The sequence below is a fragment of the Aeromonas sp. ASNIH2 genome (genome assembly GCF_002934795.1).
In the GTDB taxonomy this organism is placed as follows: domain Bacteria; phylum Pseudomonadota; class Gammaproteobacteria; order Enterobacterales; family Aeromonadaceae; genus Aeromonas; species Aeromonas caviae.
This window is the reverse complement of record NZ_CP026406.1, coordinates 3422771-3442521: the sequence shown is the minus strand read 5'-3', so window position 1 is coordinate 3442521 and position 19751 is coordinate 3422771. Positions and strand designations below refer to the sequence as shown.

Here is a 19751-nt window from a genome sequence, read left to right as displayed (position 1 = left end):
GGCGAGGCCGCTATGAGGGAGTGCTGGAGGATCCCCCATGACATTTCGCCCCTATCTGCTGCTGACCCTGCTTGCTTTTGCCGCCCACGGCGCCGGGCAGGCACCGTCAGGCGCCGCCCCGGATCCAGCCCCCCTGGTTCCCCCCGACTACTGGCAGAGCAGCGACTGGCAGGGAATACCCGACAGCACCAGGGTGGACAAGCAACAGGTACTGTTTGCCAAGCACGACAGCAACAACTACGTGGGTCTGGTCATCCTGCTGCCCGACTGGCAGCGCAGCGGCCAGCTGTGGCAACTGACCCGGGAGCTGGGGCGCCTCGGTTTCGATACCCTGCTGCTGCTCCCCTCGCCGCAGCAGACCGAGCTCGACCCCGCCGCCGAGAAGAAACAGCAGGTCATCGACGATTTTCGCAAGCAGTTTGCCTCCCGCATCAGCAAGCTGGGGGATGCCAAGCTGCAGGAGGGGGGCTTCAAGCTGCTGCTGGCCCAGGGTACCAGCGCCGCCTGGGCCGCCAACCTCATCGCCAGCGAGCAGTTGCCCGCCCCCGATGCCCTGGTGCTGCTCGATGGCTTCTTCCCCAACCAGCTGAGCAACCAGACCCTCGCCAAGCAAATAGCCCAGGGCAGCATCCCTACCCTGGATCTCTATCAGGAGGAGGGAGGACGCTGGCCCCTGCTGGCGGCCGAAGCCCGCAGAAGCGAGAGCCGCCGCAGCCACAAGCTCAACTACCGCCCCTATGCCCTGATGGACCTGGAGGAGACGCCGGGGCGCATCCAGGGCTGGCTGACGCACCTGGGCTGGATCTGAGTCCCTCCGAGGCACAGCCACCCGCCTTTACCTTCCCCATCGGACTTGGCCCGATGCCACCGCGCTGGTCAGCCGCCCTCCATGTTTGGCATCATGTCCGAACCAATGGCAGGAGGCTTCATGCAGCAAATCGTGTTTCTCGACAGCGACACCCTGGACACCGGCATCAATCTGCGCCGCCCCGATTTTCCCCATCACTGGCAAAGCTACCCGACCACGGCACCGGATCAGGTGGTGGAGCGGCTCAAGTGCGCCAGCATCGCCATCATCAACAAGGTGCGCATCGGGGCCGATGAACTGGCCCAGCTGCCCGAACTGCGCCTGATCGCCCTGGCCGCCACCGGCAGCGACAACCTGGATCTGGAGGCGTGCCGCGCCGCCAATGTCGCCGTGTGCAATATCCGCAACTACTCGGGCCCTTCCGTCCCCGAGCACGCCATGGCCCTGATGCTCGCCCTGTCGCGCAACCTGTTCGCCTGGCGCCAGTCCCTGCTGGAGGGGCGCTGGCAACAAAGCGGCCAGTTCTGCTTCTTCGACCACCCCATCACGGATCTGCATGGCAAGCGCCTCGGGATCATCGGCAAGGGAACCCTGGGACAGGCACTGGGACAGCGGGCCAGCGCCATCGGGATGGAGGTTTACTATGCCCAGAGCCAGGTCGGCTCCCCGGGGGATGACGACAGGCTGCCCCTGGATGCCCTGCTGCAAAGTTCGGATGTGATCAGCCTGCACTGCCCGCTCACCCCCTACACCCGCCATCTCATCGGGGAGCGGGAGCTGGCCCTGATGAAACCGGGCGCCCTGCTCATCAACGTGGGCCGTGGCGGCCTGGTGGACGAGCAGGCGCTGCTCGAAGCCCTCGGCAACGGCCGTCTGGGCGGCGCCGGTTTCGATGTGGCGAGTGTCGAGCCGCCGCCTCCGGATCACCCTCTGATGCAGGCCCTGCGTTACCCCAATTTCATCCTGACTCCCCACGTGGCCTGGGCCAGCGAAGAGTCGATGCAGCGCCTCGCGGATCAGCTCATCGACAACATCAACGCCTTCTCCCTTGGCAGGCGCCAGCACCGGCTGGTGTAAGAGGCCGCTCGCCGCCCCTCACGGGCCGGCAGCGGGATCAAAAAAGGGGCCAAAGGCCCCTTTTTGTCGGTCAGCTTGCCGCGGCATCAGTCGTCATGCCATCTGTGCTTGCGGTGCTTTTTGTGTTTCTTGTGGTGCTTGTGATAGCGCCTGTCATCGTAATAGCGATCGCCGCGGCTCTCATGACCATCCCCGGTCCTGGCTCCGATGGCGGAGCCACCGGCACCACCGATGCCGGCGCCGATCAGCTGGCCCGTGCTGCCACCGACGCTCTTGCCGATGGCAGCCCCGCCCAGGGCACCAACGGCGCCGCCGAGCGCAGCTTCGTTCTTGTTGCCTCTATTGGCCGTGGCCGCACCACCGGCCGCGCCCCCCAGGGCGGCCCCCACCAGGGCGCCGGTGTCGCCACCCAGCTCCTTGCCGATCATGGTGCCCGCCACCCCGCCGGCTCCGCCGCCGAGAATGGTATTGAGGGTCTCGGATGCCTGCACCTGTCCTGTGCCCAACAGCAACGCCCCCAGCAGCGCCAGTGCGCTCATGCCAAACGGTTTCATTTTCATGGGGTACTCCTGTCAAACCTGATGATTGATTATTTTTCCCTACACTATACAAAGCCCCCTGACCTGCGCCACTGCCGCAAGGGGCACCTCACGGCCAGCCCTTCCTGTCTCCGGTTCGCGACACAATGCAAGAAAGCAGGCTAACCACCTGAAACCACATCAAAAAAAAAGGTCACACGAGAAATCATCCCCGTCATGACCCTTTTCTAGGCCCAAAGGCCCTTTTTTGCAGCGATCACCGTCAGACAGATACTGTCACAACCTCCCCGTCAACGGGCAACGACGCCGCCAGATGCCAGCAATCCCGCCCCTGGTGCTTGCTCTCGTACAGGCAGGCATCGGCCCGCTCGAGCAGCGTCAGGGCATCATCCGGATAGCGCGCGCCGCCGGCGCTCAGGGTGATGGCGTCGGCGAACTCCCGCCATTTCAGGGCCTTCACCCGACCGAGCAGGTGGGTCAGGCGACATTCCACCTCCGCCTGCTCCCAGGGCAGCAAGGCCGCAAATTCATCGCCCCCGATGCGGTAGACCCGCTCATCCCCCAGGGTTCTCGCCATGATGGTGGCTACCCGAAACAGCACCGCATCCCCCACACCGTGTCCCCAGCTGTCGTTGACGCGCTTGAAGTTGTCCACATCGAACAGCACCAGCCAGTAGGGCCTCCCCGCCTTCTCCAGCCCGGCCCGCTGCTGATCGAAGGCTCGCCGGTTCAGGATGCCGGTGAGAGGGTCGTGGAGCAGGGCATCCTGCCCTTGCAGCAGGCTGTTTCGCACCTGTTCTATCTCCCCCAGGCTGCCGTGCACGAACCAGGTTCGCTGACGCCGCTGGATCTCCTTTCGCGCCTCATCCCGGATGAGGCCGCTTAGCGAGCCCTGCACCAGCGCCTGCTCCTGGCGAAAGATCCGCACCAGAAACCACAGGCTGCACAGCCAGATGCAGAGCAATGCCAGGGCGGGCAGCACCACCATCAACAGGGTGTCTTGCAGGTTTTCATGAAAATGGGAGGGGGGGAGATAGACGTTGAGATCCCACTCCATCCCCTCCAGAGCGTGTTGCAGGTGGCGACCTGCCCAGAACCCGTCCAGGCCGACCGCCTGCGTCTCCCGCTCGAGACGGAGCGGCAACAGCGACAAATTGTGCCCCACCACCAGCTTGCCGCCCTTGCGCTCGGTGATGTAGAGGGCCACCGGATCCTCACCCACTGCCCGGTGCAACGCCCCCTGCAAGGCGCTGAACGACATGTCCACCATCAGCAGCCCAAGCAGTTGCCCCTCATCATCCTTGACCCGCTTGATGAGGGTCAGTACCTCTCCGGCCGAATCGAACTCCGGGTAGGGACCGAACCAGACGAGATCATCACCCTCGCCGGACAGGGTCTGGTACCAGGGCCGCGCCTGTGCCCGGTAGCCCTCCGGTTGCTGCCAGTCGGGATAGCCGTCGAGCCGATGGGTGCGCGCATTGTAGAAATAGAGGAAGTGGGCCTCGTACTTGAACTGATGGGCAATGGGCCAGATGGGATTGATGGCCGATGCCCCGGCAGCGATGGCCTGCTTGTCCAGGGACGCCTCCAGCACGCCAAGCTGGCGGCGGTTGTCCTGCGCCATGTCCTGGAACAGGGTGGCGATCAGCACCAGCCCTCCCAGGAGAAGCGACAGCGGAGTCAGTATGTAATAGCGTTCCTTGATCAGCGCCGCCGTCATGCCACCCTCTATAAAATGTCATATTTTATGAATTTTATAGATTAAAAATCTGCAAAAGATATTGATTGAAGTCATTAACATCCACTGCTAATGATAAAAAAGATATCAAGGTGTCTCGCGGCCATATTCACATCCGTCATGTGAATATCCATAAAAAGTAGAAACAGTCATTACTCGTCGTTGACGGTTTATTGCCCGCAAGGTGTTATAGTCGATGACTCGAGAAATCGGAGCCAGATGACCTTTGTCGGCAACGCTGGCGGTGATGATTCATCAACCAAGGAGATGTTATGAGCAGTCCGTTTATCGAACAGATCAAAGCACGTCGTACCATCTATGCCCTGGGCAACCGGGTGACCCACTCCGAGGCCCAGCTGACCGCCCTCATCAAGGATGCCGTCAAGCACAGCCCCTCTTCGTTCAACTCCCAGAGTTCCCGCGCCGTCATCCTGTTCGGCGAGCAGCACCACAAGCTGTGGGACATCGTCAAGGCGGAGCTCAAGAAGATAGTGCCGCCGGAGGACTATCCCCAGAGTGAAGCCAAGATCAACGGCAGCTTCCGCGCCGGGGCTGGCACCGTGCTCTTCTTCGAAGACACCGCCGTCATCGAGGATCTTCAGCAGAAATTCGCTCTCTATGCCGACAACTTCCCCATCTGGTCCGAACATGCCACCGGGATCGCCCAGTTCGCGGTCTGGACCACCCTGGCCCAGGAGGGCATCGGCGCCTCCCTGCAACACTACAACCCGCTCATCGACGATGCGGTGCGCAAGGAGTGGGACCTGCCCGCCAGCTGGCTGCTTCGTGCCCAGATGCCTTTTGGCAGCATAGAGCAACCTGCCGGCGACAAGACCTTCATCGACGACGACGTGCGTTTCCGGGTCTTCAAGTAAGCCTTCACGCCCCCTCCACCAGGGGGCGTTTTCTTCTCTCCCCCTCGTTCACCCTTGTCACGTGCCAGCCATACTCTGAACAAACGCTCTCTTGTCAGGAGGTCCCCATGGGGGACATCGCACGCCAACGTACCTCATGCACATTGACGCCCTTGTCCGCTCTGTTGTGTGTCGCCGCCCTGGTACTGCTGTTCTCGCTGATCGGCATCTTCACCCGCCCCCCCAACCTGCTGGCGGCCTTCTGGCCTGCCAATGCGGTCATGCTCGGCTGCATGGTGCGCTATCCACGCCTGGCCACCCCGGCGGGCTGGGCCGGCGGCATACTGGGCTTTTTTCTCGCCGCCCTCTTCACCGGTGAGCCCCTGTTCAAAACCATCCTGCTGACCTGCGGCAACCTGGCCGGCATCGGCGTCGGGTATCTGCTGATGCATCGGCTCGCGCCTGCCGACAAGCTCCTCAGGCGCCCCACCTCCCTCGTGCTCCTGCTGCGAAACACCCTGGCCGCCTCCCTCGCCGCCGGCGTGGTCGGCGCCATCATCAATCCCATCCTGTCTCTGGGCCCCCCGCTCTACGGGCTGGGCTTCTGGTTTGCCAGCGAGCTGGTGAACTACATGACCATACTGCCGGTGCTCCTGACACTGCCTCCCCATGACAGCGTGCCCCCCTGGCGCACCCTCCTCTACCGTACCGAGTTCTCCTGGGCTGGATTGATGCCGTTGCTGAGCCTGGTGGCCTCCCTGCTGCTCACCCTGCTCATCGAGGGGCCGGGATCCATCGCCTTCCCGGTACCGGCACTGCTCTGGTGCGCCGTCACCTACTCCGTCTTCGCCACCAGCCTGCTGACCCTGGGTTACAGCACCCTGATCCTGATCGCCCTTTCAAACGGCCATCTCGTCATCAATCACGATGTCCAGACCCAGTACTGGATGTTCTCCGTCCGGATAGGGGTCATGTTGATCGCTCTCACCCCCCTGACCGCCGCCAGCATCATGGCGGCCCGCAACAGCCTGCTGCGGGAGATGAAACACCTGGCCCACCACGATCACCTGACCGGTGCGCTGAACCGGGCCGGCTTCTGGTCGGCCGCCAATGAACTGCTCCAGCACCTCACGGTGCAGCGCTACCCTGTGGCGATCTGCATGCTGGACATCGATCATTTCAAACGCATCAATGATCGTCACGGTCACGAAGAGGGGGACAACCAGTTGAGCGGCTTCGCGGCCCGGGTGCGTGACCAGCTTCGACCGGGGGACCTCTTCTGTCGCCTGGGGGGAGAGGAGTTCGTGGCCATCTTGCCCGGCCTCAGCGAGGAGCAGGCCATGGCGGTGGCCGAGCGGCTGCGAAAAATCGTCGCGCAGCCAGGGGAAGAAAAGGGAGCCGAGCCCGCCGTCTGCATCACGGTCAGCATCGGTATCGCCTCCCAGAGAGAGGGCCCCTTCAATCTGGACGAGCTGCTCTCTCGCGCCGATCAGGCGCTCTATCTGGCCAAGCACAATGGCCGCAACCGGGTGGAACGCTACTCGCCTGAGCAGGCTTCCCCCAGCGCCGGGCAATCTTGCGGCACCTGAATGGCGTGGCTCTTGTCGTCATCATCCGGCCTCTGCCGGCTGCGGGGCGGGCAGATGAAGATGGAGCCCGTCCGATGCCACCTCGATCTCGATCCCGCGCCAGTCCCGCAGCCAGCCCTTGAGCCTGTCGTCATACCGCCTTGTTCCCCCCATCTGCACCACCTGGCAACCCGCCTGCAGGGCGCTGGCGATGCCCGCTGGCGCATCCTCGAACACCAGGCAATCGGCCGGAGCCAGTCCCAACCGGCTGGCAGCCAGCAAATAAGGCTCGGGATCCGGCTTGCCCCGTACCACATCCCCGGCGCACACCAGGAGACGGGGCAGCGGCAATCCGGCGTGCAGCAGCCGGTGCTCTGCCACCCTCCGGCTTGCGGAGGTCACCAGCGCCCAGCGCGTCGGCGGCAGCTGTTCGAGCCGTCGCCGGGCACCGTCCAGGGGCATCGGCGCCGCAGCGTATTCCATCTCCAGATCGTCGAGCAGGGCCACCTCCACCGCCATGTCCAGCTGGGGAGCCAGGGCCCCTATCACCTCCCGTGAGCGCACGCCGTGACACATGGCGAGCACGGGAGCGGGATCCAGCCCATGGTGCTGACACCAGCGCCGCCACACGACTTCCACGTCGCCGGTGGAGTGGACCAGGGTCCCGTCCATGTCCAGCAGCAGGGACGCGGCCCTCACGCGCACCGCGCTCACAGGGCTCTCCCCGCCAGCGCATCGGCGAAGACCTGCCGCTGGGCAGCGGCCTCGTAACAGGCGAGCGCCTGCTCCGCATTGCTGGCCCACACCGGCAAGGGGGCGACGACGAACCCCTGCTGCAACAGGCTGGTCAGCAGCTCCCCGGTCTCCGGTGCGGCCAGCGGCTGAGCCATCACCAGGCTCCCCTTGATCAAGAACAGATAGCGTTCGCTCGACATGACATGACTCCTTGTGGCTGAACAGCGGGCAAGCAGGCCCGTTTCGAGACCATTAGAACAAGGAGATTAGATAATTTATAATCAATAAATCGCCACATTGGATAACCAAATGGAATGAGATTCGACCTGAGACAATTGCAGGCCTTCGTCATGCTGGCCGAGAGTGCCAACTACCGGGAGGCGGCCAGCCGGCTTTTTGTGACGCAACCGGCCCTGACCAAGCAGATCCAGGGGCTGGAGCAGGCCCTCGGCAGCACCCTGTTCAACCGTGGCCGCCACGGGGCCGAGCTGACAGCCATCGGCCTCCAGTTGCTGCCCCAGGCCAGGGCGCTGGTGGATCACGGCAAGGGATTCGAGCGGCATGCCCTGGCGCTGGCAAGCGGTGCCGCCGGACGCCTCAACATCGGGTTCGGGCTCTCCAGCTTCGCACTGGCCCCCTCCCTGGTGGCCCGTTTCAAACAGCAGGCCCCCGACGTGCTGGTTCACCTGCGGGACACCACCTCCGCCATCCAGCAGGAGCACTTGCTGGCGGGTAGGCTGCAACTGGGCTTCATGCGACGGCCTGATGCGCCGCAGCTGAGGGAACACAGGCTGCTGACGGACAGACTGGTGCTGGCCGTCCCCACCCGGGTGGCAGGGCCGGACTTCGACCTGGAGCGGGCGCTGATCCGCGATCCCTTGCTGCAGATGGTGGGCCATCGCTGCCCGGGTCTCAGCCAGCAGATCGCCCGCTTTCTCGGCGCCAACCGGCTGACCGGTCTCATCCAGGAGGCGGAAGACATCCAGACCCTGGTGGCCCTGGTGGCCGCCGGTATCGGCAACGCCATCCTGCCGCGCAGCGTGGGGTTCATCGCGGGCAAAGATGTTACCCTCTACCCCCTTTCCGGCCCCTGGTCGGAATGGGAAATCAGCCTGGTGTGGAACCCGGAATTTGCCGATCCCATCCGGGATCGCTTCCTCGCCATGGTGAGAGAGACGCACCCCGAGCCCGCATGAGGTGCATGATAAGCCTGCAGGAGAGGATGGCCGGGCTCAGTCCCGTTCCGCCAGCTCCGCGACCTTGATGATCTCGGCAATGCGACCGAGCATGCGCAGGGAAGCCTGGTGTTCTGCGGCATCCGCCGCCGCGCAGGCATCCTCCAAGATGGTGATGGTGTAGTCCCGATCGTGGCCATCTCGCACCGCCCCCTGAATGGCCCAGCTGGTGCTCACGCCGCACACATAGAGATGCTCGATGCGATTGGCCCGTAGCGCAGACTCCAGCGCCGTGCCGTAGAAGGGGCTGACTCTGGGTTTGGTCAGCACCAGATCCCCGGGTTGCACATTGAGCTCCGGGTGAAAGTCGGTGCCGCTGTCCGCCAGGGAGAGGGCCCCGAACTGCCGGGCACGGCCAAACATGGGGGGAGCCCTTGGGTTGCAGCAGATAGCCCTCGTCAAACCCCACCTTGATGAGCACCACCAGCCAGCCGTGAGCGCGGGCATGAGCCAGCGCTTGGTTGGCGTGCGCAATGGCGTCCTGCTCGATCACCTGGGCCGCCGAGGCGGCAATGCGCCCGTCCGGGTGGGCGATGTCGTTGATGAAATCGATCACCAGCAATGCCTTGTTCATGGTGTGCTCCCCCCTTGCCTGAGGCCGTTTTGCCCCTGGGCCGCCAGGATCACTCCTCGCGGCCATATAAAAAACCGGCTGGCACCATCACACGGATTGATATGCCACCCGATTGGCACCTGGCAGTGCCACGCACTGCCTCATACCAGCCCAAGCGCATAGCGTAGCGCCATCTCCTTGAGGGGGCCCGCCTTGTCCGCCAGATTCAGCGCCAGGTTGCGGGCAAGCCTGAGGGGGCCTATCTCGTTGCTGAAGACCCCGTAGAAGAGATCCATCCCCGACTGCATCAGCAGGTTGTCAGGGCGGCGTCGCCCCTCGTAACGTCCGGCCAGCGCCAGCTCATGCCACTGTGCCCCCGCCTTGCCGAGCAACCCGGCCCAGCAGGCCACGTCCTTGAAACCGAGGTTGACCCCCTGCCCCGCCAGCGGGTTGATGGTGTGGGCCGCATCCCCGAGCAGCACCACTCGCCCGGCGTGATAGTCGTTGGCGTGGCGGCGCACCAGGGGGAAGCTCCCCTTGGCCGTCACGGTGAAACCACCAAGGCGGCTCGGGAAGTGGCGGCGCACCTCGACGGCCAGGGCCTCGTTGCTCATGGCGGCCAGCGCCCGGATGCGGGCCGGGCTGTCATACCAGACCAGGGAGCCATGGCGGCCCGGCAGCGGCAGGAAGGCGCGCGGGCCGCTCGGGGTGAACTGCTGCCAGGTGATGTCTTCCTGGGCAAAATCGGTGTCGATGTTGATCAGCATGCAGTGCTGGCGGTACTCGAAACGCGACACCCCGATACCGGCCAATCGCCGGGTGTGGGATTCGGCACCATCGCAGGCCAGCACCCAGCGCGCCTGCAGCTCGGTGCCGTCATCCAGGGTCAGCACGGCGTCATCCGCACCCTGGCGCAGACTCGTCACCGCCGCCGGGGTATGGGTCTGGATGGTCGGGAAATCCTCCATCCTTTTCAGGAGCGCGAGCTGGATCAGCCGGTTCTCGATGATGTAGCCGAGCTGGGGCAGCCCAAGATCCACCGCGTCGAAGCGGGTAGCGAAGCCGTCCAGCTCCCAGGTCTCCAGCCGGCGATAGGGGCACAGCCGCATCTGCTGCAGATATTGCCAGGCACCGGCCCGGGTCAGCAGCGCCACCGAGGCCTGACTGATGGCGGAAACCCGCAGATCCAGCGACTGCTCGGGGGCATAGGGCTCGGGCAACCGGGTCTCGATGACCCGTACCGAGAGCCCCTCTGCCGCCAGCAGGCAGGCGGTGGCGGCGCCCACCATGCCGGCGCCGACGATGGCGATATCACACTGTTCCATAACTTGATTCCTGCAAGGAGTCCCCGCGATAAGGGGCAAGGGCCGAACCGAATGGGGCATGATAACGCATGGAGGCGGTAGAAACAGTGAGAGGGATGCGCAATTGCCGACGACAAGCCGGCCCTGATGGCGGCGGGCGGCCCCAGACTGGTCAGCACCGGGATTGCGGAGTAAAATGGCCGGTCCTTTGACCCTGCCGATTTCAAAACCAGTCACGAGAAGCAATGAGCAAGAAACTTCATATCAAGACCTGGGGCTGCCAGATGAACGAGTACGACTCGTCCAAGATGGCGGACCTGCTGGATGCCAGCAACGGCTACACGCTGACCGACGAACCCGAAGAAGCCGATGTCCTGCTGCTCAATACCTGCTCCATCCGCGAGAAGGCCCAGGAGAAGGTGTTCCACCAGCTCGGTCGCTGGAAGAAGCTCAAGGCGAAAAAACCGGGGCTGGTGATCGGGGTGGGCGGCTGCGTCGCCTCCCAGGAAGGGGAGAACCTGCGCAGCCGGGCGCCCTATGTGGACATCGTCTTCGGACCCCAGACCCTGCACCGCCTGCCGACCATGATCAAGCAGGTGCAGGAGGGGCGCGGTGCCCAGGTGGACATCGCCTTCCCCGAGATCGAGAAGTTCGACAACCTGCCCGAACCCCGTGCCGAGGGGGCGACCGCCTTCGTTTCCATCATGGAAGGCTGCTCCAAGTACTGCTCCTTCTGCGTGGTGCCCTACACCCGTGGCGAGGAGGTGAGCCGACCGCTGGATGACGTGCTCTATGAAATCGCCCAGCTCGCCCAGCAAGGGGTGCGCGAAGTGAACCTGCTCGGCCAGAACGTCAACGCCTACCGGGGGCCGACCTTCGACGGGGAGGTCTGCACCTTCGCCGAACTGCTGCGCCTGGTGGCTGCCATCGACGGCATCGACCGCATTCGCTACACCACCAGCCACCCGGTCGAGTTCACCGACGACATCATCGAGGTCTATCGTGATACCCCCGAGGTGGTCAGCTTCCTGCACTTGCCTATCCAGAGCGGCTCGGATCGCATCCTGACCATGATGAAGCGCCCGCACACCGTGCTGGAGTACAAGTCCAAGATCCGCCGCCTGCGCGCCGTGCGTCCCGACATCACCATGAGCTCCGACTTCATCGTCGGCTTCCCGAACGAGACGGACGAAGACTTCGAGGCCACCATGAAACTCATCGAGGAGATCAACTTCGACATGAGCTTCAGCTTCATCTACAGCCCGCGCCCCGGCACCCCGGCCGCGGACCTGCCCGATGACGTCGACATGGAAGTGAAGAAGGCCCGCCTGACCCGACTGCAAAACCGCATCAATCACCAGTCCATGCTCATCGGCCGCGCCATGCTGGGCTCGGTGCAGCGCATCCTGGTGGAGGGGCCCTCCAAGATGGATCCCATGCAGCTCAGTGGCCGCACCGAGAACAACCGGGTGGTCAACTTCGAGGGGCCGCACCGCCTCATCGGCGGCTTCGCCGACGTGGAGATCACCGACGTACGCCCCTACTCCCTGCGCGGCCGCTTCATCCGCGGCGAGGACGAAATGAACCTGCGCATCGCCACGGCCCCGAGCGAGATCCTCGCCCGTCGTCCTGACAACGTGCCCGATGATCTGGGCGTTGCGGCCTTCAGACCCCATTGATGACTCTCTCCCCCGCCCCGTGGCGGGGGAACAACCGATAAGAGGACACCTTGAGCCGACACATCTCCACCCTGAATCTGCATCTGGAACCCGCCGACAACCAGCGCCTCGCCAGCCTGTGCGGACCCTTTGACGACAACCTCAAGCAGCTGGAGCGCCGTCTCGGCATCGAGATAAGCTACCGGGACAACCACTTCCAAGTGATCGGCAAGCAGGCCCAGGTGGAGGCGGCTGCCGTCATCCTCAAGCACCTCTATGTGGAAACCCAGCCCCTCAAGGGGAGCAAGGTGAGCGACATCACCCCCGAGATGGTGCACCTGGCGGTGCAGGAGTCCCGCGTGCTGGAGCAGGACGACGAACCCGCCCCTTCCCTGCCGTATGGCAAGGAGGTCACGGTCAAGACCAAGCGCGGTCTCATCAAGCCCCGCAGCCCGAACCAGGCCCAGTACATCGCCAATATCGTGCGCCACGACATCAGCTTCGGCATCGGGCCCGCCGGGACCGGCAAGACCTATCTCGCCGTGGCCGCCGCCGTGGATGCCCTGGAGCGCCAGGAGATCCGCCGCATCCTGCTGACCCGCCCGGCGGTGGAAGCCGGTGAGAAGCTCGGCTTCCTGCCCGGCGATCTTTCCCAGAAGGTGGACCCCTACCTGCGCCCCCTCTACGACGCCCTGTTCGAGATGCTGGGCTTCGAACGGGTGGAGAAGCTGATGGAGCGCAACGTCATCGAGGTGGCACCGCTCGCCTACATGCGAGGCAGAACCTTGAATGACGCCTTTATCATCCTGGACGAGGCCCAGAACACCACCACGGAGCAGATGAAGATGTTCCTGACCCGCATCGGCTTCAACTCCAAGGCGGTGGTGACCGGCGACATCACCCAGGTGGACTTGCCTCGCAGCACCAAATCCGGTCTGCGCCACGCCCTGGAGGTGTTGCAGGGGGTCGATGGCCTCTCCTTCAACTTCTTCGAGTCCAAGGACGTGGTGCGCCATCCCGTGGTGGCCCGCATCGTGCAGGCCTACGAGGCATTCGATGCCCAGCAGGCGGCCGAGAAGAGCGCAGCCACTCCCCGCAACGAGAACACCAGCAAAGAGAGTGCCCAATGAGCGTGACCCTGGATCTGCAACTGGCCTGCGCCAGCCCGGACGGCCTGCCGACCGAGGCCCAGCTGCAAGGCTGGCTCGACGGCACCATTCTGGGCTTCCAGCCCGAGGCCGAGGTGACGGTGCGTCTGGTGGACGAGGCGGAGAGCCGCGAGCTCAACCACACCTATCGTGGCAAGGACAAGCCCACCAACGTGCTCTCCTTCCCCTTCGAGGCGCCGCCGGGTCTCGAGCTGCCCCTGCTCGGGGATCTGGTGATCTGCCGCCAGGTGGTCGAGGCCGAAGCCGTCGAACAGGGCAAGCCCCTGATGGCCCACTGGGCTCACATGGTTGTGCATGGCAGTCTGCATCTGCTAGGTTATGACCATATCGAGGACGAGGAAGCCGAAGAGATGGAGCAGCTCGAGCGCGACATCATGCAGGAACTGGGCTTCGCCGATCCTTATCTGAACGACGAAGAGTAACGAACCGGATGGTCATCGTCTTGAAACAGCCGATGCCCATCCTCATATAGCCACAACGATTTCAAGTGTGTTCATACGAGTAACCAAGAGAGAAAATGACCGACGATCACCCTAGTACCGGCTCGCCGAAGAAAACCTGGCTCGACAAACTCAGCCAACTCTTCCAGGGCGAGCCAAAAGACCGCAACGATCTGGTAGAGGTCATCGCCGATGCCGAAGAGCGGGACCTCATCGATCAGGACACCAAGGACATGATCGAGGGCGTGCTCGAAATTGCCGAGCTGCGCGTGCGTGACATCATGATCCCCCGCTCCCAGATGGTGACCATCGAGAAGTCCCAGCCGGTGGACGAGTTCCTGCCGGTCATCATCGAATCCGGCCACTCCCGCTTCCCGGTGATCAACGAAGACAAGGATCACGTGGAGGGCATCTTGCTCGCCAAGGATCTGCTGCCGTTCGGTTTTGGCGGCCAGCATGCCAGCGAACCACTCCAGCTGGAGAAGATCCTGCGTCCCACTGTGATCGTGCCGGAGAGCAAGCGGGTCGATCGCCTGCTCAAGGAGTTCCGGGAAGAGCGCTACCACATGGCCATCGTGGTGGACGAATTTGGCGGTGTCTCTGGTCTCGTGACCATCGAGGACATTCTGGAGCTCATCGTCGGCGAGATTGACGACGAGTTCGACGACATCGAGGACGAGCCGGAAGAGATCCGCCGCATCAGCAAGCGGGTCTTCTCGGTGAGCGCGCTGACCGAGATCGAGGACTTCAACGACTTCTTCGGCACCCAGTTCAGCGATGAAGAGGTGGACACCGTCGGCGGTCTGGTGATGCACGCCTTCAGCCACCTGCCCAAGAAGGGTGAAGAGATCGAACTCGACGGCTACCTGTTCAAGGTGATGCACGCCGATCGCCGTCGCCTGCAACAGTTGCAGGTGAAGATCCCCGAGCATCATGCGGCGGCGCAGCCGGAGTCCTGATCCCGCCCAGCACCACGCACATCCCGCGCCCCTCTCGTCAGGGGCGCTTTTTTTGCCTCCCTCCCGCCGCGCGACCGCCACTTGGCCCACGCCGACCGCGAGGCTCGCCGTTGACCCGGTTTGCGGTTAAGATGTCGGCCATTGTGTTTTCATTCAGTCCAATTCGAGCCCCGATCCCCCGTGAAATCGAAACTCCTGACCAGCCTGTTTGCCATTGCCAGCGGCGCCATCGCCGTGCTGGCCTTCTCCCCTTTCGGCTACTGGCCCCTGGTGATCCCCTCCCTGCTCGGCCTTTACGCCCTGCTGGACAAGGCCACCCCCAAACAGGCAGCCTGGCGCGGCTTCGGCTACGCCATGGGTCTGTTCCTGCCCGGGCAGTGGTGGATCCACGTCAGCATGACGGAGTTTGGCGGCATTCCGCTGCCGGCCGCCTTCGTGCTGCTGGCCGGGCTCTGCGCCTATCTCTCCCTCTACCCGACCCTGGCCTGCTGGCTCTTCGCCCGCTTCTTTGCCGGCCGCCACTGGAGCCGCTGGCTGCTCGCCTTCCCGGCGCTCTGGCTGATGGCCGACTGGCTGCGGGGCTGGGTGATGACCGGCTACCCCTGGCTCTGGTTCGGCTACACCCAGATAGACGGCCCCCTCAAGGGCTTCGCTCCCCTTCTCGGGGTGCAGGGCATCACCCTCGCTCTGCTGCTCACCGCCTCCGCCCTCTGGCTGGTATGGCAACACCGCAAGCCGGCCTGGCTGCTGCTCCCCGTCGCCCTGGTGGGCGCCGCCCAGGGGCTGATGCAGCTCAACTGGGTGACCCGGGGTGAACCGGTCAAGGTCGCGCTGGTGCAGGGCAACATCGAGCAGTCCCTCAAGTGGGATCCGGAGGCCCTGGTGCCGACCGTGCGCAAGTATCAGGATCTCAGCCGCGAGAACCAGGATGCCGACATCATCGTCTGGCCGGAGTCCGCCATCCCGGCCATCGAGAAGGAGATGGGTACCTATCTGGAGAGCCTGGACAAGGCGATGAAGGTGAACGACACCGGCCTGCTGGCGGGGATCATCCATTACGATCTGAAACAGCAGCGCTTCTTCAATACCGTGCTCGGCATGGGGGTGCAGGATGCAGAAGGCAAGGAGTCCTACTACTACGAGCACAAGAACCGCTACTACAAGTACCACCTGCTGCCCATCGGCGAGTTCGTACCCTTTGAAGATCTGCTGCGTCCCATCGCCCCCTTCTTCAACCTGCCCATGTCCTCCTTCAGCCGGGGTGACGAGGTGCAGCCGAACCTGATCGCCAAGGGGCTCAAGTTTGCAGCCGCCATCTGTTACGAGATCATCTTCCCGGACGAGGTGCGCCGCAACGTGCAGCCGGATACCGACTTTCTGCTGACCGTCTCCAACGACGCCTGGTTCGGCACCAGCATCGGCCCCTGGCAGCACATGGAGATCGCCCGCATGCGCGCCCTGGAGCTGGCCCGCCCGCTGCTGCGCGACACCAACACCGGCATCACCATCGTCACCGAGATAGACGGCAGCATCATCGCCCAGATCCCGCAGTTCGAGGCTGGAGTATTGCGTGCCGAGGTACGCCCCGCTCACGGCGTGACCCCCTATCTGCGTTTTGGCAGCTGGCCCATGTATGGCCTGGCCGCCGCCCTGCTGGGGCTGGCCCTGTGGCTGCGCCCCCGCGCCCACCCCTGGGCACGCAAGGGCTAATACCACACAACGCCGATAAACAAAAGAGGCGCCCTTGGGCGCCTCTTTTTATGGTTTGGCTTATGGCTTGGCACAGTCTGGCGGCTCAAGGAGACAGCGGCTCGCGATGATATTCATCGGCCCCGCACTCGGGGCAGGTGCCAAGCTGCTCCGGGTGCAGCACGGTATGGCGCCACTCGCAGTGATCGCACACCAGCACCCCGAGTCCCACCCAGTCCCCCGCCCGGTAGCCCCCCTTGTGTTCCAGCTCGTCCGCCAACTCCTGCCACTCCACCTGGGTGCGGTCGGTCACGTCCGCCAGCCAGGACCAGGCGGTGTCCTTGAGCGCCAGCATGAAGGCGGACTCCTCCACCTGCTCATCCTTGCGCCCTTCGTCATAGTTGCCCAGATCCCGCTTCACATACTCGGCGATCAGCGCCAGCTCGTCCTGGGTCAGATCCCCGGCCGCCTCCAGATAGGCCTGCACCTTGGCGATCATCCGGTTGAGGCGCTCTCCCTGAAACGCTTCCGTCTCTTCCCACTGCTTCTTGAGCTGGGCGATAAAGGCTTCATACCCTTGTCGACGTTTGTCCATGGCCATCACTCCTCTGCTGAATCCCGATCGAGCCAGACCCTGACCTCGGGCTCGGCGGATACGGGCGGCGGTTGCCATTCTCACTTCGTTGCGACTCTCGCGGCTCTTGCGGCGCTGCAAATCCTCGCGGGTACCTGACCTGGCCCGAGACCGGGCGGATGCTGGCGGTTGTTGCCGCCGCAGGATATGGGTATTCTATCGGGATTTCCCAGCCGTTTTATCTATTCATTTCACAGATCCGGATGTCACCAATGCAAGAGCAATACGTTCCCCAATCCATAGAACCAGCAGTGCAGAAGCACTGGGATGCCAAGAAAACCTTCAAGGCGGTGGAGAAAGTAGACAAGGAAAAGTTCTACTGCCTCTCCATGTTCCCCTATCCGTCTGGTCGTCTACACATGGGGCACGTTCGCAACTACACCATAGGTGATGTGATCTCCCGTTATCAACGGCTCAATGGCAAGAACGTGCTGCAACCCATAGGTTGGGACGCCTTCGGCCTGCCGGCAGAAAACGCCGCCATCAAGAACAACACGGCGCCGGCTCCCTGGACCTACGAAAACATCGAATACATGAAGAACCAGCTGAAGATGCTGGGTCTGGGTTATGACTGGGATCGGGAGCTGGCCACCTGCAAGCCGGACTACTACCGCTGGGAGCAGTGGTTCTTCACCAAGCTCTACGAGAAGGGCCTGGTCTACAAGAAGACCTCCTCCGTCAACTGGTGCCCGAACGACATGACCGTACTGGCCAACGAGCAGGTTGTCGACAACTGCTGCTGGCGCTGTGACACCCCGGTGGAGCAGAAAGAGATCCCCCAGTGGTTCATCAAGATCACCGACTACGCCGAAGAGCTGTTGAACGACATCGACAATCTGGAAGGCTGGCCGGAGATGGTCAAGACCATGCAGCGCAACTGGATTGGCCGCTCCGAAGGGGTCAACATCAGCTTCAATATCGACGGTCAGGCCGAGCACCTCGAGGTCTACACCACCCGTCCGGACACCTTCATGGGTGTGACCTATGTGGGCATCGCCGCCGGTCACCCGCTGGCGCTGCAAGCAGCCCAGAACAATCCGGAGCTGGCCGCCTTCATCGAAGAGTGCAAGAACACCAAGGTAGCCGAGGCTGAACTGGCCACCATGGAGAAGAAGGGCATGGCCACCGGCCTCTACGCCATTCACCCGCTGGATGGCCGCAAGGTGCCGGTCTGGGTCGCCAACTTCGTGCTGATGAACTACGGCACCGGCGCCGTGATGGCGGTACCGGGTCACGACCTGCGTGACCACGAATTCGCCACCAAGTACGGCCTCGAGATCAAGCCTGTCATCAAGCCGGTTGATGGTGACGTCGACGTGAGCGAAGCGGCTTATACCGAGAAGGGCGTGCTGTTCAACTCCGGCGAGTTCGACGGCCTCGACTTCCAGGGTGCCTTCGATGCCATCGCCAACAAGCTGGAAGGGCTCGGCAAGGGCAAGCGCACCGTCAACTACCGTCTGCGCGACTGGGGTGTCTCCCGTCAGCGCTACTGGGGCGCTCCCATCCCCATGCTGACCCTGGCGGATGGTACCGTGGTGCCGACCCCGGAAGATCAACTGCCGGTACTGCTGCCGGAAGACGTGGTGATGGATGGCATCCAGAGCCCCATCAAGGCCGATGCCGAGTGGGCAAAGACCACTTACAACGGCCAGGAAGCGTTCCGCGAGACCGATACCTTCGACACCTTCATGGAGTCCTCCTGGTACTACGCCCGCTACTGCTCCCCGGACTACGACAAGGGCATGCTGGACCCGGCTGCTGCCAACCACTGGCTGCCGGTGGATCAATACATCGGCGGCATCGAACACGCCTGTATGCACCTGCTCTATGCCCGCTTCTTCCACAAGCTGCTGCGCGATGCGGGCCTGGTGAACAGCGACGAGCCGTTCAAGCGTCTGCTCTGCCAGGGCATGGTGCTGGCTGACGCCTTCTACTACAAGGATGAGAAGGGCGGCAACGTCTGGGTCAGCCCCCTCGACGTCAAGGTGGAGCGTGACGACAAGGGTCGCATCACCAAGGCCATCGACAACGAAGGTCGTGAGGTGATGCACTCCGGTATGACCAAGATGTCCAAGTCCAAGAACAACGGCATCGACCCGCAACTGATGGTGGAGCGTTACGGCGCCGATACCGTCCGTCTGTTCATGATGTTCGCCTCTCCGGCCGAGATGACCCTGGAGTGGTCCGACTCCGGCGTAGAGGGTGCCCAGCGCTTCCTGCGTCGCCTGTGGCGCATCACCTTCGAGCACGTATCCGGTGGCGCCGTTGCCGCACTGGACGTCGCCGCCCTCACCAGCGACCAGAAAGCCGTGCGCCGCGAGCTGCACAAGACCATCGCCAAGGTGAGCGACGACGTGGGTCGCCGTCAGACTTTCAACACCGCCATCGCTGCCATCATGGAGCTGATGAACAACCTGGCCAAACTGGGTAGCGACGCTCAGGATCGCGCCCTGATGCAGGAAGCGCTGGAAGCGGTCGTGGTCATGCTCTACCCCATCACCCCGCACATCGGCTTCGAGCTGTGGAAGATGCTGGGCAAGGAAGGGGACATCGATGTCGCGGCCTGGCCGGTGGCTGACGAAGCGGCCATGGTCGAGACCGAGAAGCTGGTGGTGGTGCAGATCAACGGCAAGATGCGCGGCAAGCTGACCGTGCCGGCCGAGATAAGCCAGGCCGACGTCGAGAAGCTGGCCATGGCCGATGCGTCCGTACAGAAGTTCACCGACGGTCTGACCGTGCGCAAGGTCGTGTACGTGCCGGGCAAACTGCTCAACATCGTGGCCAACTGATG

The 19751-nt window shown here is 63.4% G+C and carries 17 protein-coding genes and 1 pseudogene; 11 read left to right on the top strand and 7 right to left on the bottom strand.

Features of this window, described 5'->3' with window-relative positions:
• The first annotated feature begins 37 nt into the window (after positions 1-37).
• Together C3F36_RS16475 and C3F36_RS16470 are read left to right on the top strand one after the other, a co-directional pair.
• The gene (locus C3F36_RS16475; protein ID WP_104455463.1) at positions 38-808 is read left to right on the top strand and encodes a DUF3530 family protein; all 771 of its coding nucleotides are present in this window, start codon (positions 38-40) and stop codon (positions 806-808) included.
• A gap of 120 nt (positions 809-928) precedes the next feature.
• Positions 929-1885, top strand: a complete 957-nt coding sequence (locus tag C3F36_RS16470) for a D-2-hydroxyacid dehydrogenase (RefSeq protein WP_039041095.1) — start codon at positions 929-931, stop codon at positions 1883-1885.
• A gap of 86 nt (positions 1886-1971) precedes the next feature.
• Here C3F36_RS16470 and C3F36_RS16465 read toward each other — a convergent pair whose 3' ends face one another.
• Entirely contained in the window at positions 1972-2445 is a 474-nt protein-coding gene (locus C3F36_RS16465) for a YMGG-like glycine zipper-containing protein (RefSeq protein WP_039041096.1), read from the bottom strand.
• Between the two features lie 241 nt (positions 2446-2686).
• Positions 2687-4144 carry a sensor domain-containing diguanylate cyclase gene (locus C3F36_RS16460; RefSeq protein WP_104455462.1) on the bottom strand — a complete coding sequence of 486 codons (1458 nt, stop codon included), beginning with the start codon at positions 4142-4144 and terminating at the stop codon, positions 2687-2689.
• 290 nt (positions 4145-4434) lie between these two features.
• Here C3F36_RS16460 and C3F36_RS16455 point away from each other — a divergent pair, with 290 nt between their 5' ends.
• Positions 4435-5037 carry a nitroreductase family protein gene (locus C3F36_RS16455; protein WP_104455461.1) on the top strand — a complete coding sequence of 201 codons (603 nt, stop codon included), beginning with the start codon at positions 4435-4437 and terminating at the stop codon, positions 5035-5037.
• 107 nt (positions 5038-5144) lie between these two features.
• Positions 5145-6605, top strand: a complete 1461-nt coding sequence (locus tag C3F36_RS16450; protein WP_233759663.1) for a sensor domain-containing diguanylate cyclase — start codon at positions 5145-5147, stop codon at positions 6603-6605.
• Between the two features lie 21 nt (positions 6606-6626).
• Here C3F36_RS16450 and C3F36_RS16445 read toward each other — a convergent pair whose 3' ends face one another.
• Entirely contained in the window at positions 6627-7298 is a 672-nt protein-coding gene (locus C3F36_RS16445) for an HAD-IA family hydrolase (protein WP_104455460.1), read from the bottom strand.
• On the bottom strand, positions 7295-7519 hold the full coding sequence (locus C3F36_RS16440) for a hypothetical protein (protein ID WP_010673776.1): 225 nt from the start codon (positions 7517-7519) through the stop codon (positions 7295-7297). The genes C3F36_RS16445 and C3F36_RS16440 overlap by 4 nt, the downstream gene beginning before the upstream one ends.
• Positions 7520-7633: 114 nt before the next feature.
• Between C3F36_RS16440 and C3F36_RS16435 the strand changes: the two genes are divergently transcribed.
• A complete protein-coding gene (locus C3F36_RS16435; protein WP_104455459.1) occupies positions 7634-8515 on the top strand; it encodes a LysR family transcriptional regulator in 882 nt (293 codons plus the stop codon).
• A gap of 36 nt (positions 8516-8551) precedes the next feature.
• Here C3F36_RS16435 and C3F36_RS16430 read toward each other — a convergent pair.
• A pseudogene (locus C3F36_RS16430) lies at positions 8552-9128 on the bottom strand (cysteine hydrolase family protein).
• 140 nt (positions 9129-9268) lie between these two features.
• Positions 9269-10432 carry an FAD-dependent monooxygenase gene (locus C3F36_RS16425; protein WP_104455458.1) on the bottom strand — a complete coding sequence of 388 codons (1164 nt, stop codon included), beginning with the start codon at positions 10430-10432 and terminating at the stop codon, positions 9269-9271.
• 224 nt (positions 10433-10656) lie between these two features.
• On the opposite strand from C3F36_RS16425, the gene miaB reads away from it, so the two are divergent.
• The 5 genes from miaB (at position 10657) to lnt (ending at position 16347) form a co-directional block, all read left to right on the top strand.
• Positions 10657-12090 (top strand): tRNA (N6-isopentenyl adenosine(37)-C2)-methylthiotransferase MiaB, encoded by a 1434-nt coding sequence (gene miaB, locus C3F36_RS16420; protein ID WP_104455457.1) that lies wholly within the window; start codon positions 10657-10659, stop codon positions 12088-12090.
• A gap of 50 nt (positions 12091-12140) precedes the next feature.
• On the top strand, positions 12141-13199 hold the full coding sequence (locus C3F36_RS16415; protein ID WP_010673771.1) for a PhoH family protein: 1059 nt from the start codon (positions 12141-12143) through the stop codon (positions 13197-13199).
• Positions 13196-13660, top strand: coding sequence for an rRNA maturation RNase YbeY (gene ybeY, locus C3F36_RS16410; RefSeq protein ID WP_039041101.1), 465 nt, complete (start codon positions 13196-13198; stop codon positions 13658-13660). Before C3F36_RS16415 ends, ybeY begins: the two co-directional genes overlap by 4 nt.
• Positions 13661-13755: 95 nt before the next feature.
• On the top strand, positions 13756-14637 hold the full coding sequence (gene corC / locus C3F36_RS16405) for a CNNM family magnesium/cobalt transport protein CorC (protein ID WP_010673769.1): 882 nt from the start codon (positions 13756-13758) through the stop codon (positions 14635-14637).
• Between the two features lie 180 nt (positions 14638-14817).
• The gene (lnt, locus tag C3F36_RS16400; RefSeq protein WP_182954792.1) at positions 14818-16347 is read left to right on the top strand and encodes an apolipoprotein N-acyltransferase; all 1530 of its coding nucleotides are present in this window, start codon (positions 14818-14820) and stop codon (positions 16345-16347) included.
• Between the two features lie 85 nt (positions 16348-16432).
• Here lnt and C3F36_RS16395 read toward each other — a convergent pair whose 3' ends face one another.
• Positions 16433-16921 carry a zinc ribbon-containing protein gene (locus C3F36_RS16395; RefSeq protein ID WP_104456074.1) on the bottom strand — a complete coding sequence of 163 codons (489 nt, stop codon included), beginning with the start codon at positions 16919-16921 and terminating at the stop codon, positions 16433-16435.
• Between the two features lie 251 nt (positions 16922-17172).
• On the opposite strand from C3F36_RS16395, the gene leuS reads away from it, so the two are divergent.
• Positions 17173-19749: a leucine--tRNA ligase gene (leuS, locus tag C3F36_RS16390; protein ID WP_104455455.1), complete on the top strand. Its 2577-nt coding sequence runs from the start codon at positions 17173-17175 to the stop codon at positions 19747-19749.
• Positions 19750-19751 lie beyond the last annotated feature (2 nt).